Annotated in this window: 15 protein-coding genes; 7 read left to right on the top strand and 8 right to left on the bottom strand. The window is 69.1% G+C overall.

Going from position 1 to position 12,262, the window contains the following annotated elements:
- Positions 1-26: 26 nt before the first annotated feature.
- The 3 genes from RIN43_RS06545 to RIN43_RS06535 are packed head-to-tail and all read right to left on the bottom strand — an operon-like array spanning position 27 to position 2,275.
- Positions 27-1,325, bottom strand: coding sequence for a GNAT family N-acetyltransferase (locus RIN43_RS06545; RefSeq protein WP_309128078.1), 1,299 nt, complete (start codon positions 1,323-1,325; stop codon positions 27-29).
- Between the two features lie 39 nt (positions 1,326-1,364).
- On the bottom strand, positions 1,365-1,607 hold the full coding sequence (locus RIN43_RS06540; RefSeq protein ID WP_309128077.1) for a zf-HC2 domain-containing protein: 243 nt from the start codon (positions 1,605-1,607) through the stop codon (positions 1,365-1,367).
- Entirely contained in the window at positions 1,604-2,275 is a 672-nt protein-coding gene (locus tag RIN43_RS06535; protein WP_375163709.1) for a sigma-70 family RNA polymerase sigma factor, read from the bottom strand. The genes RIN43_RS06540 and RIN43_RS06535 overlap by 4 nt, the downstream gene beginning before the upstream one ends.
- 50 nt (positions 2,276-2,325) lie before the next feature.
- Between RIN43_RS06535 and aroA the strand changes: the two genes are divergently transcribed.
- From aroA to bcp, 3 genes are read left to right on the top strand one after another with little or no spacing between them, the layout of a single operon-like run.
- Positions 2,326-3,651, top strand: coding sequence for a 3-phosphoshikimate 1-carboxyvinyltransferase (gene aroA, locus RIN43_RS06530; protein WP_309128076.1), 1,326 nt, complete (start codon positions 2,326-2,328; stop codon positions 3,649-3,651).
- Positions 3,648-4,694: a ribosome small subunit-dependent GTPase A gene (rsgA, locus tag RIN43_RS06525; protein ID WP_309128075.1), complete on the top strand. Its 1,047-nt coding sequence runs from the start codon at positions 3,648-3,650 to the stop codon at positions 4,692-4,694. Before aroA ends, rsgA begins: the two co-directional genes overlap by 4 nt.
- 33 nt (positions 4,695-4,727) lie before the next feature.
- Positions 4,728-5,201 carry a thioredoxin-dependent thiol peroxidase gene (gene bcp, locus RIN43_RS06520; protein ID WP_309128074.1) on the top strand — a complete coding sequence of 158 codons (474 nt, stop codon included), beginning with the start codon at positions 4,728-4,730 and terminating at the stop codon, positions 5,199-5,201.
- A gap of 37 nt (positions 5,202-5,238) precedes the next feature.
- Here bcp and RIN43_RS06515 read toward each other — a convergent pair whose 3' ends face one another.
- Complete coding sequence (locus RIN43_RS06515; RefSeq protein ID WP_309128073.1) at positions 5,239-5,640, bottom strand: hypothetical protein; 402 nt, start codon at positions 5,638-5,640, stop codon at positions 5,239-5,241.
- A gap of 203 nt (positions 5,641-5,843) precedes the next feature.
- Here RIN43_RS06515 and RIN43_RS06510 point away from each other — a divergent pair, with 203 nt between their 5' ends.
- Entirely contained in the window at positions 5,844-6,092 is a 249-nt protein-coding gene (locus tag RIN43_RS06510) for a WhiB family transcriptional regulator (RefSeq protein WP_071641453.1), read from the top strand.
- Between the two features lie 69 nt (positions 6,093-6,161).
- Here RIN43_RS06510 and RIN43_RS06505 read toward each other — a convergent pair whose 3' ends face one another.
- Together RIN43_RS06505 and RIN43_RS06500 are read right to left on the bottom strand one after the other, a co-directional pair.
- Positions 6,162-7,634 carry a histidine kinase N-terminal domain-containing protein gene (locus tag RIN43_RS06505; RefSeq protein WP_309128072.1) on the bottom strand — a complete coding sequence of 491 codons (1,473 nt, stop codon included), beginning with the start codon at positions 7,632-7,634 and terminating at the stop codon, positions 6,162-6,164.
- Positions 7,635-7,707: 73 nt separating this feature from the next.
- Positions 7,708-8,100: an Rv3235 family protein gene (locus tag RIN43_RS06500; RefSeq protein ID WP_309128071.1), complete on the bottom strand. Its 393-nt coding sequence runs from the start codon at positions 8,098-8,100 to the stop codon at positions 7,708-7,710.
- Between the two features lie 157 nt (positions 8,101-8,257).
- Between RIN43_RS06500 and RIN43_RS06495 the strand changes: the two genes are divergently transcribed.
- On the top strand, positions 8,258-8,857 hold the full coding sequence (locus tag RIN43_RS06495; protein WP_309128070.1) for a hypothetical protein: 600 nt from the start codon (positions 8,258-8,260) through the stop codon (positions 8,855-8,857).
- 20 nt (positions 8,858-8,877) lie between these two features.
- On the opposite strand, the gene RIN43_RS06490 is transcribed toward RIN43_RS06495, so the two are convergent.
- Positions 8,878-9,156 carry a helix-turn-helix domain-containing protein gene (locus RIN43_RS06490; RefSeq protein WP_309128069.1) on the bottom strand — a complete coding sequence of 93 codons (279 nt, stop codon included), beginning with the start codon at positions 9,154-9,156 and terminating at the stop codon, positions 8,878-8,880.
- 97 nt (positions 9,157-9,253) lie between these two features.
- Between RIN43_RS06490 and RIN43_RS06485 the strand changes: the two genes are divergently transcribed.
- Positions 9,254-9,865, top strand: coding sequence for a hypothetical protein (locus RIN43_RS06485; protein ID WP_309128068.1), 612 nt, complete (start codon positions 9,254-9,256; stop codon positions 9,863-9,865).
- On the top strand, positions 9,865-11,067 hold the full coding sequence (locus tag RIN43_RS06480; protein WP_309128067.1) for a P-loop NTPase: 1,203 nt from the start codon (positions 9,865-9,867) through the stop codon (positions 11,065-11,067). Before RIN43_RS06485 ends, RIN43_RS06480 begins: the two co-directional genes overlap by 1 nt.
- Here RIN43_RS06480 and RIN43_RS06475 read toward each other — a convergent pair.
- Complete coding sequence (locus RIN43_RS06475; protein ID WP_309128066.1) at positions 11,015-12,238, bottom strand: pyridoxal phosphate-dependent aminotransferase; 1,224 nt, start codon at positions 12,236-12,238, stop codon at positions 11,015-11,017. The genes RIN43_RS06480 and RIN43_RS06475 overlap by 53 nt on opposite strands.
- Positions 12,239-12,262 lie beyond the last annotated feature (24 nt).

Here is a 12,262-nt window from a genome sequence, read left to right as displayed (position 1 = left end):
CGACGATCCGGGGATTGTTCGAGTCGTCAGTACCAGATGCCGAGCAGCGGCGCGGGATGTGCCAGGAACGACCTTGTCAGGGCGCCGATGGTGCGCTGATCGCCACGGACGCGGCCGGCGGCGGCCAGCTGGCTCAGCGGCACGCTGCCGGCGTAGACCGCCGACAGCTCAGCCGCGCCCATCGCCACGTCCCCCTCGGCATCGACCGCCTCGACGCTCGCATCTCCTTCGGTGCCGATCCGCAGCCGCCACGTCCCCGCCGCGAATCCGTACGGGTCGTCGATGCGAAGCACGGCGTCGACGGCTGCGTCGTAACGGCGCGCCTGAAGCGCGGACGGTACGTCGAGGATTCGCAGCCAGCCGTGGTCGTGCACCGTGAACTCGACCGCGCGCTGGTCGGCGACCAGGTGCAGGATCGGGTCGTCCAGCGGCCGCAGGTCGACGTCGACCCTGCTGACCAGGTCGTGGTTCACGGCGAAGCCCCAGAGCGCGCGGAGCGCCTCATCCGTCTCCGCTTCGAGGTGTCCGATCGACAGCGTGAACCGGAATCCATCCGGCTGCTGCTTGAGCGAATACGCGATCGCACCGCGCACCGCGCCTTCCGCATCCCGGTAGCAGACGCCTCGCACCTCGGTGCCCTTGCCCTCCCCCTCGGTCAGGCCGGCGATCCGCGCCCAGCGCGCGTCCCATCCAGGGATCTGCCCCGAGCGTGCGATGCGAGAACGCTCATGCACTGCACCCAGCTCCGCCGCCAGTTCAGGACGCTCCAGGTACTCCAGCCTCCCTGGCGTCGGAGCGGCCGTCCACCCGGATCGGCGGGTGTCGACAGACACGCGCGCGACCTGCACGGCCGGAGCGAAACCGTAGCGGCCATAGATCGTGGCCTCGGTCGCGGTGAGCCCGGCGATCGGCACGCCCGCGGCCGCCGCCGCGCGCAGCTCGCCCTCCAGGAGCCCGCGTGCGATTCCGCGTCGTCGGTGCGTGCCGGCGACGGTCACCGAGCTGATCGCCCACATCGGGATCTCCCCACCGGGTACCGTCATCGGAGTCACCCAGGAGTTGACCGTCGCCACGGGAAGACTGGCGTGGGCGGCATCCGCTTCGTACACGCCGATGTTGCGGCGCGAGAGCCACATCGTCCGCATGCGGGCGAGCTGCTCCTCCCCCGGGTCCGAATCCAGGAAGCCGCGGGCGTCGGCCCGCGCGAATGCCGTCGCGATGCGCACGTCGTCCATGTCGGCGATCCGGTACTCGAGTCCGGCTTCGCGCAGTCGCTGGACGGAGACGGGGTCTGCGGGAACTGTACGTGCGTCGAGAAGGTTCACCCGCTCAGACTATCGAGCGCTTCTGCGCGCCCGGCGTGGTCAGTGCGCTGCCTGTACGGCCCGCAGGCGTGCGAACACCTGGTCGCGAAGCTCGGCGGGAGCGGTCTCCTTGCAGGCGCGCGCCACGACCTCCGTCAGCGTCTTGGCCACCAGTGCCTCGTCCTTGCAGGACTGGCAGTGCTCCAGATGCTCGCGGATCTCGGAGTGCTCGGTGTGGCACACCTCGTTGCGGAGGTACTCCTCAAGATCCCTGCGTGCCTTCTCGCAGCCGCAGTCGGTCATTTCTTGCTCCTCGATTTGGTGGCCGTGGCGATCCCTCGCTCGGCGGCGTAGTCAGCCAGCAGCTCCCTGAGCATTCGCCTGCCACGGTGAAGGCGGCTCATGACGGTGCCGATGGGTGTCTTCATGATGTCGGCGATCTCCTGGTAGGAGAATCCCTCGACGTCGGCGAGGTAGACGGCGAGACGGAAGTCCTCCGGCACCTCCTGCAGCGCGTCCTTGACGACCGATGCCGGCATCCGGTCGATCGCCTCGGCCTCCGCGGAACGACCGTGCGAAGCGGTGGTCGACTCCGCCCCGCCGAGCTGCCAGTCCTCCAGCTCGTCGATCGTGCCCTGATACGGCTCACGCTGCCGCTTACGGTAGATGTTGATGTAGGTGTTGGTGAGGATGCGGTACAGCCACGCCTTCAGATTGGTCCCCTGCGTGAACGTGGACCACGAGCCGTACGCCTTCACGAACGTCTCCTGCACGAGATCTGCGGCGTCGGCGGGGTTGCGCGTCATGCGCATCGCCGCGGCGTAGAGCTGATCCATGAAGGGGATCGCCTGCTCCTCGAAGTCGCGCCGAGGGTCTGCGGTAGTCGTCTCGTCCATCACCGGCCAGTCTAGGCCGGAGAGGTCATCGAGACCGACGGTGTCGATGCGTTCCCGCTGCAGAACCGACATCATCCGCAACCACTCCTCTCCGTGTGCGACTGGCTTCACTAGGCTATGAACCGATGAGCGCTGAACGGTATTCCCTCTCCCCTGCGCGGGGCGTCTACCGCGCACCGTCCGCCGAGGCCGCGGTGCACGCCTCCGTCACCGTGCCCGGCTCGAAGTCACTCACGAACCGGGAGCTGATCATCGCGGCGATCGCGGACGGGCCGGGCCGCCTGACCCGCCCGCTGCACTCCGACGACTCGCGACGCATGGTCGAGGCTCTGCGCCTCCTCGGCGTCGGAATCGAGGAGGTGCCGTCCGACGGCGAGTTCGGGCCGGACCTGGTTGTGACGCCGGCGCCGCTGCACGGCGGAACGACCATCGACTGCGGTCAGGCGGGCACGGTGATGCGCTTCATCGCCCCGCTCGCCGGCCTCGCGGCCGAGGATGTGCACCTCACCGCTCACGAGACCGCGCTGCACCGCCCGATGGGCGCACTGATCAGCGGGCTGCGAGACCTCGGCGTCGACATCGACGACGAAGGCACCTGGTCTCTGCCCTTCACCGTTCGAGGCCATGGCCGCATCCGCGGCGGCCGGATCGAGATCGACGCATCGGGTTCGAGCCAGTTCGTGTCGGGACTGCTGCTCGCCGCACCCCGCTTCGATGTCGGACTCCACCTGGTGCACACCGGTGACCACCTGCCCAGCCTGCCGCACATCGACATGACCATCGAGTCGCTCAGTCGACGCGGCATCCGGATCGAGCGTCCCGGCCACGGCGAATGGCTGGTCGAGGCAGGTGTGCCGCGCGCCAAGGAGGTCGTGATCGAGCCCGACCTCTCCAATGCGGCGCCGTTCCTGGCCGCCGCGATGGTCGCGGGCGGCGAAGTCACCGTGCCCGCCTGGCCCCTGCACTCCACGCAGCCGGGCGCCATGCTTCCCGAGATCCTGCACGCCATGGGCGCGCACACCTCCCGGCACGGTGGCGCCCTCACGGTGCGCGGGGGCGACAGCATCCGCGGATTGGACATGGACCTGTCCGCGGCGAGTGAGCTGACCCCGACGATCGCGGGTCTCGCCGCCTTCGCCGACAGCACGACGACGATCCGGGGCGTCGGACACATCCGCACGCACGAGACCGATCGCATCGCCGCACTCGCCGGCAACCTTCGCGCGCTCGGCGGAGAGGTGGATGAATTGCCCGACGGGCTCCGGATCCACCCGCGTGAACTGCACGGCGGCGTGTGGCCGGCTCACCACGACCACCGGATGGCCACCACGGGCGCCCTCGTCGGGCTGCGCGTTCCCGGCGTGGAGATCGACGACATCGGCACCACCGCCAAGACGCTGCCGGAGTTCCCGCGTCTGTGGGAACGGATGCTGGCGGGCGAGGCCGAGTGAGCTGGCTGGGCGACGACGACGAGCTCGACGACTTCGACGAGTTCGATGAGAGCAGCATCCGCACTCGTCCGAATCCGAAGGCGAACCGGCCCCGCACCAAGCGCCGCCCTGCCCATGACGACGCGGAGATCGGCCGCGTGCTGGGAGTGGATCGCGGCCGCTACACGGTGCTGATCGACGAGGACACCCCGGACGAGCGGATCGCCACAGCCGCGCGAGCGAGGGAGCTGCGCCGCACCCCTATCGTTACCGGGGATCGCGCGCGCGTCGTCGGCGACACGTCGGGAGCGGAGGGCACGCTTTCGCGGATCGTCGGCATCGTCGATCGCACCTCGCTGCTTCGCCGCAGCGCGGATGACACCGATCAGGTGGAACGGGTGGTCGTCGCCAACGCCGATCAGATGCTGATCGTGGTGGCCGCCGCCGACCCCGAGCCCCGCGCCCGCCTCGTCGACCGGTATCTCGTGGCGGCGCTGGACGCCGGCATCCGCCCCCTGCTCGTGGTCACCAAGACCGACCTGGCCGACCCCGGCCCCTTCCTCGCGCACTTCGACGGGCTCGACCTGCGCGTGTTCACCAGTGCCCGAGGGCGGATGCCGATCGACGAGATCGGCAAGTCGCTCGTCGGGCACTCGACCGTGTTCGTCGGCCACTCCGGGGTCGGCAAGTCCACACTGGTGAACGGGCTCGTGCCGGGAGCGGACCGGGCGACGGGGCATGTGAACGAGGTGACTGGCCGCGGTAGGCACACGTCCTCCTCCACGGTGTCGCTGCGATACGTGGACGCGCACGGCGGGCGCGGCTGGGTGATCGACACTCCCGGCGTCCGCTCGTTCGGGCTCGGGCATGTCGACAGCGGCAACATCCTCGCCGCGTACACCGAGCTGGCCGCCATCGCCGAGGACTGCCCGCGCGGCTGCACCCACCTGCCGGATGCCGAGGACTGCGCACTCAACGAAGCGGCCGCCGACGGCCGTCTGAACGAGACGGGGCGGGCACGGCTGGAGTCGCTGCAGAGACTGCTGCAGACGTTCGCGGGCTGAACTCGTGCTCACGCGCACCGGTAGGCTTGGACCGTGACGAACGTGCGCCTGGAACCCGGTACCCCCGCCCCCGATTTCACGTTGCTCGACCAGGATGAGAGAAGCGTCTCCCTGTCGGAGATGCGCGGACGCAAGGTGATCCTGTACTTCTACCCGGCCGCGATGACGCCCGGGTGCACGACGCAGGCGTGCGACTTCCGCGACAGCATCGCGTCGCTGCAGGGCGCCGGCTACACCGTCGTCGGCGTCTCGCGCGACGCCCCCGCGAAGCTCCGCGAGTTCCGAGAGCGCGATGCGCTCAGCTTCGAACTGCTGAGCGACCCGGACCACGCCGTGCACTCGGCCTACGGCGTGTGGGGCGAGAAGATGAACTACGGCAAGGTGATCGAAGGCGTGATCCGCTCGACCTTCGTGATCGACGAGCAGGGCGACATCGCACTCGCGCAGTACAACGTCAAGGCCACCGGTCACGTCGCGCGGCTTCGCAAGACGCTCGGCATCGACTGAGCAGCCCTTACGGTTTCCGAACGGGCTGAGCGCTCCCTCAGTCCTCGCTGCCTCGCACCCGCGGATCGTCTGCCCCGTCGCGCCGCACAGCGGCGATGAGCAGCACGACCCCGACGAGTGCCGTGCCGCCGACGCCGAGCGCGAACAGCCACGGCACGGGTCGGATGCTCAGAGACGCCAGTCCGAGCGCGATCCCCAGCACCTGGAAGACGATCGCGCCCGAACGCGCCCAGGAGGCGCGTCGAAGGGTTCCCCAGCTGAAGGCCGCCAGCGCGACGGCCCCGAGAAGAGTCAGTGCGACCAGTGCCAGACCGGAGGGAGTCGATGATGCGTCTCCCGATCCGAGAGCGAAGAGCTCGAACACGGTGACGACGAGGATGCCGGCCGCCTCGGCGGCCAGGACGACGGCCGCGGCGATGGCGGGACCGGACGGGCGCACGGGAACTCCTCGGATCGGATGCGCGAAAACCCTTGATTTCAGGGAATGCATGTTACAGAATGGACAAAGCCATGTGCTCCCACATCGGAGTGGGGCGAGCTGTTGCTCGCATCACCAGGGTAGCGGAATCCCGATCCCGCACCTGATCTCGAGCGCTGCTGACGCGGCCGCCCCACCGAAAATCACCTATCTGAGGAGCCCCTATGGATTGGCGCGACAAAGCCGCCTGCCTGACCGTCGACCCCGAGCTGTTCTTCCCGGTCGGCAACACAGGACCGGCTGTCGACCAGATCGAGAAGGCGAAGGCCGTCTGCGCCACCTGCACGGTGACCGAGATCTGCCTGCAGTACGCCCTGGAGTCCGGACAGGATTCGGGAGTCTGGGGTGGCCTCTCCGAGGACGAGCGCCGCGCCCTCAAGCGCCGTGCGGCCCGCGCACGTCGCGCCGGCTGAACCCGGAACGCATCGACGAGCCCCGCCGCGCATCGGCGGGGCTTTCGTCTTGTGCGAGTCGAGGGCGCGTCAGGCCTTGATCCACCGCAGCGGGATCTCGATCACGACCTCGGTGCCCTCGCCCTCGGCGCCCTTCCATTCGATCGAGCCGCTGAGCTCGCCCTGGATCAGCGTGCGGATGATCTGCGTGCCGAGCCCCTGTCCCACGCGCCCTTCGGGCAGGCCGTGACCTGTGTCGCTGACGATCACGCGCAGGCTCTCGGCGGTGCGGAAGGCCTCGATGCTGACGACGCCCTCCTGACCCGCCAGCCCGTGCTCGACCGCGTTCGTCACGACCTCGGTCAGTGCGAGTGCCAGCGGCGTCGCGTACTCACTGGGAAGCACGCCGAACCGCCCCTCCCGCTGGGTGCGCGCACGGGTGTTGGGCGCGGACGCCACCTCGGCGACCAGCTTCAGCACGCGATCGAACACCTCGTCGAAGTCCACGGTCTGCGCCAGACCGCTCGCGAGGGTGTCGTGGACCACCGCGATCGACTCCACACGCCGCATCGCCTGAGTGAGGGCATCGCGAGCCTCGTCGGAGTGCGTGCGCCGCGCCTGGATGCGCAGCAGCGAGGCGACCGTCTGCAGGTTGTTCTTGACGCGGTGGTGGATCTCGCGGATCGTGGCGTCCTTGGTGATCAGCTCCTGCTCCTGGTGGCGAAGCTCCGAGACGTCGCGGCAGAGCACGATCGCGCCGATGCGGGTGCCGTGGTCCTTCAGCGGGATGGCCCGCAGCGAGACCGTGACGCCACGCGCCTCGATGTCGGTCCGCCACGGAGCACGGCCTGTCACGACGACCGGCAGCGTCTCGTCCACCTGGCGGGAGGGCGGCACGATGCGGCTCGTGACCTCGGCGAGAGACTCGCCTTCCAGCTCGTCGTCGAAGCCCATCCTGTTGAATGCCGACAGCGCGTTCGGGCTCGCGAAGGTCGTGATGCCGTCGACGTCGATCCGGATCAGGCCGTCCGCCGCACGGGGAGCGCCGCGGCGGGGCGCCGTCGGAGCGGCGAGGTCCGGGAACTCGCCTGACGCGATCATCCGGAACAGGTCGTTGGCGCACTCGTCGAAGCTGATCTGCTGGCGCGACGGCATGCGCGCCTCGCCCAGGTTCGTGTGCCTGGTGAGAACGCCCACCACGACGCGCTCGTCGCCTTCGCGCACGATCGGCACGGCGCGCACGCGCGTTGGGGTCTCCTCGAACCAGTCGGGCGAGGAGGAGTCGACGATCTCAGCGGACTCGAACGCCGCGTGCACCTGCGTACGCCACTGGGGCCGCACCTTCTCCCCCACGATGTCCCGATAGAAGAGGGTCGCAGCTCCGCTCGGTCGTGAATGCGTCACCGCGATGAACGAGCCGTCGGCGGTCTCGATCCAGATCACGATGTCGGCAGAGGCGAGATCCGCGAGAAGCTGGCCGTCACCCGCCAGACGATGCAGCCACTCGACGTCGGCGTCGGTCAGGCGGCCCTGGGCATGGATGAGATCACTCAGCGTTGACACCGTCCCAGCCTAGAGCGTGCGTCCGCCAGCGCCCTTCAGCAAGCGGATCGGTAACCGACCGCCTTCGATCGTGTCAGAGGATGGCGAGCGAACTCGCCCGCCAGCGCCCGTCGAGACCTTCGAGCCGGATCGCGACGGCACGCGTGCGGCCGGGTCCTGCGACCACCAGCGCCGCCTCGATGACGCTGTCGGCCGGGACGGACTGACGAATCGACAGGATCTGGAACGTGGGACGTGCCGGCGCCACTCCCCGCGCGCTGCGCGCCCTCGCCGACAGGTTCGCGCGGGTCACGAGAGCACGGAAGGCGTCCTCACTGAACCAGCGCGCCAGCTGCTCGACCTCGCGAACACCCGCCAGCACCTCGAGCGCCCCTTGGGTGAGCCGCCGCAGCAGGGGCTCAGGATCGGGCAGCTGTGACGCCGGTGTCACCTGCGGAGCGAAGTACTCGTTCACCGTCGTCGTCATACCCGCGATCCCCCCGGTTCGTGGCTGATTCGTCTCTGAATCCTGCGCTGTCGAAGTTCTCCGAGAGTACAACAGGACCCGCTTAATGGCAGAGGTCGACAGCGAGATCTGTGGAAAACTCGCTCGCGGAGAACACCGTTCCCCTACTGTCGTTGACGTGGAATGGGAGCACCTCTTCGATGACCTCGAGGGCCAGCTGGCGGCCGAGTGGGAGGCCCAGCGCGTCGCCCTCGACGCCGAGAGCGAGCGGCTGAGGATCGCGAAGCTCGCACTGCACGAGCGACTGCGATCGACTGTTGAAGGCGCAGCGCCGGTGGTGCTGGAGCTGCTGTCCGGTGATCGGTGGCAGGTCACGCCCGAGGCACTCGGCGCCGACTGGCTCGGCGTGTGCGCCGAAGGCGATCCGCGACTGCGCATCGTGCCGCTGGACGCCGTGGAATCGGTCGCGGTGGATCATGGGACGATGCTGACCAGCCTGCGCGTGCAGACGTCCGCGCCGGCGCTGCGCGAGCGGATGACCTTCGGCTTCGTGCTGCGCGACCTCGCCCGGCGTCGCATCCCCGTGCAGCTGGGCATGCGTTCCGGAACATCCCTGCACGGCACCGTCGACCGCGCCGGGGCGGATCATCTCGACCTCGCGCTGCACGATGCCGGTGAGCAGCGTCGTGCGAGGACGGTGCAGGGATTCCGGATCATTCCGTTCGCGGCAGTGCTCTGGGTGAGGCTGACGAGCGGGTCAGCGGATCTGCTCGGCTGACCCGCGAAGTATGCGCGGTATCAGCTGCCGTGGTACGGACTGGTGCCCCAGACTTCGGGGAAGCTCGCCTCGTTCGCCTGGCGCCACAGCGCCATCCGCCTGGCCTCCTCCGACTGCTCCGCGAGATAGTCGGCGATACTCGCCTCTTCGATGCGCCATCGCGGCGGTGAACCGAGTCGCGAACCACGCAACCGCCCCTGCTGCACGAGATCGATCACCTCGTCGACCTCGATGCTGAGCAGCTCCGCCACCTGCGCAGGCGCGAGGAAGCGGGGAGCGGGAGCGGATGCGTCGGGCATAACGCCATTCTCCCCCGCGCCTTGCATGGATACCCCTGCGAATCTCGCCTGTGGATAACTTTCCGGACTCGATCCCCGGATCTGTGACGATGTGTGCATGACGCCTTCTCGTGGTCGCCGTGCGGTGCTCGGCGACGTCCGGTTCCTGATAGGTATCGTGCTGGTGGTCGCCTCCGTCGCCGGCGTGTGGCTGCTCGTCTCGTCGTCCAGGCAGACCGCTCCCCTGCTGCAGGCGACTCGCACGGTGGTACCGGGTGAGACGATCGACTCCGGCGACTTCCAGGTCGTCGACGTGGGGCTGGGGGGTCTCACGGACACGTACCTCGCTCCACAGGAGCTGGAACCCGGCTCCATCGCGATGCGCACGCTGGCAGAGGGTGAGCTCGTGCCCGCATCCGCGGTCGGCGACGCGTCACAGGGCCGAACCACGACCGTCGTGGTGACGAGCACGGCGATCCCGGCCGAGGTGCGGTCGGGCACGTCGGTGGAGCTCTGGCACGCCCCGCTCGCCGAGGACGGCCGTACCTTCGACGAGCCGCGCGTGCTCGTCGCGGATGCCGTGGTTGCGACGGTCGCCGAGGCCGAGGGGATGCTGAGCCAGAGCAGCTCGGACGTCGAGGTGGTCATCGACCGCGCCGACGTGGCGGACGTTCTCGCCGCGATCAGCGGCGGTTCGGCGATCTCGGTCATCCCGGCAGGACGCGGCTGATGACCTCCGTCGTCGTCGCACTGCGGGGACCCGAGGCCGGCATGCTTGCGGCCGACCTCGAACTCGAGGGAGTCCAGGTCGTCGTCGTCGACCCGGCCGGCCTCGCCAGGGCGCCGCTAGAGAACGTCTCGGCGGTGCTCGTGGAGCCGACCCGCGCGGCGCTCACGGCTGAGCTGGTCCGCGCCTGTGATCGGGCAGGCGCCCGCCTGATCCCGGTCGGCGCCGGGGACACGAGGGTCTCGGCGCGCTTCGGCCTGCCCGACGCCTTGCCAGCGGACTCGCCGGCGGCGCGGATCTTGGCGGCGATCTCGACCCCGGCCACCGAATCCCCAAAGGGCTCGGAGCGCGCGCGAGTGATCGCCGTGTGGGGCCCGCATGGAGCGCCGGGGCGCTCCACTGTCGCCGTTCAGCTCGCCGTCGAGCTCGCCAGGGCAGGGCGGCGGACCGCGCTCGTCGACGCGGACAGTGTCGCCCCCTCGATCAGCCTCCAGCTCGGGCTCGGCGACGAGTCCCCCGGCTTGGCTGCGGCGTGCCGTCGCGCTGAACTGGGCAGTCTCGATCCAGCCGAGCTCTCGCGCCTCGCGAGCGCCGTCGAGACATCCGGCGGCACCATCGAGGTGCTCGGAGGTCTCAACCGGCCCACCCGCTGGCCGGAGCTGACAGCACGGCGCGTGCGCGGTACGCTCGCGGTGTGCCGCAACTGGGTCGACGAGACCGTCGTCGACGTCGCGGCCGACTTCGAGGCGGACGATGACCCCCTGGACCCCGGTTCACCCGCTCGTCACGCCGCGACGGCATCCGCTCTGCTCGAGGCGGACGCCGTGGTCGCGGTGCTTTCGGCGGATCCACTCGGTGTTAGCAGATTCCTGCGCGGGCATGCGGAACTGCGAAACCTCATCGGTCAGACACCGCTCACGGTCGTCGCGAACCGGGTACGCCCCGGCCCGCTCGGCATAGACGCTCGCGGACAGGTGAGACGCACCCTCGACCGGTTCGCCGGGATCGAGGACATCGCCTTCCTGCCGTACGACCAGCGGGGGGCCGATGCGGCGGCGCTGCACGCCAGGCCCGTGGCCGATGTCGCTCCCCGGTCTCAGCTAGTCTCTGCGGTGCGCCGCGTGGCATCCGGCCTCGGCGCGCGCACCGTGGTCACTGCCGATAGCTCGCGAGGAAGTTCCCGAGCCGCTCGACGGCTTCGCTGAGCACGCGCGCCTCCGGCAGCGTCACGACCCGCAGGTGGTCGGGCGTCGCCCAGTTGAACCCGGTGCCCTGGACGAGCAGGATCTTCTCGGCCACGAGCAGGTCGTAGACCAGCTTCTCGTCGTCACGGATCTCGTGCACCTCGGGGTCGAGCCGCGGGAAGGCGTACAGCGCCCCCTTCGGCTGCACGCAGCTCACGCCCGGGATCGCCTCCAGCCCCTGCCACGCGATATCGCGCTGCTCGTGCAGCCGCCCGGTAGGCGCCACGAGCGCGTCGATGGTCTGGACACCGGAGAGCGCCGCCTGGACCGCGTGCTGTGCGGGGACGTTCGGGCAGAGGCGCGTGGACGCGAGCAGGGTTATGCCCTCGAGGAATCCGCGGGCGTGGGACCTGGGTCCCGTGATCACGAGCCAGCCGGAACGGTACCCCGCGACCCGGTACGTCTTCGACAGTCCGTTGAACGTCAGGCAGAGCAGGTCAGGCGCGAGCGTCGCGGTGGGAATGTGCTCAGCGTCGTCGAAGAGGATGCGGTCGTAGATCTCGTCTGAGAGCAGCAGGAGCTCGTGCTCCCGCGCGATCTGGACGAGCCCCTGCAGGACGTCACGGGAGTAGACCGCACCGGTCGGGTTGTTCGGGTTGATGATGACGAGCGCTTTGGTCTGCGGGGTGATCTTCGAGCGGATGTCCTCGAGATCCGGCTGCCAGCCGTTCTGCTCGTCGCAGAGATAGTGAACCGGGGTGCCTCCGGCCAGGGAGGTCATCGCCGTCCAGAGCGGATAATCAGGAGCGGGGATCAGCACTTCGTCGCCCTGATCGAGCAGCGCCTGCATGACCATCGTGATCAGCTCGGAGACGCCGTTGCCCAGATACACGTCATCGGGATCGAAGCGCGGGAAGTCGTCTATCTGCTCGTAACGACTGACCACCGCACGGCGGGCCGAGATCACTCCCTTGCTGTCGCTGTAGCCGTGCGCCGTCGGCAGCGCGGCGAGCATGTCGTGCACGATCTGATGGGGAGCCTCGAAGCCGAAGGTGGCGGGGTTCCCGGTGTTCAGCTTGAGGATCTGGTGACCTTCGGACTCCAGACGCGCCGCCTCGACCAGTGCCTTGCCCCGGATCTCATAGAGAACGTTCTTGAGCTTGGAAGACTGGTCCAGTGTTCGGCGGGTCATCTGCCAACAATACCGCCGGCCGCT

This window comes from Microbacterium sp. (assembly GCF_031178445.1).
Lineage (GTDB): Bacteria > Actinomycetota > Actinomycetes > Actinomycetales > Microbacteriaceae > Microbacterium.
Note: the sequence above shows the minus strand (reverse complement) of the source record. Positions and strands in the feature narration are given on the sequence as shown.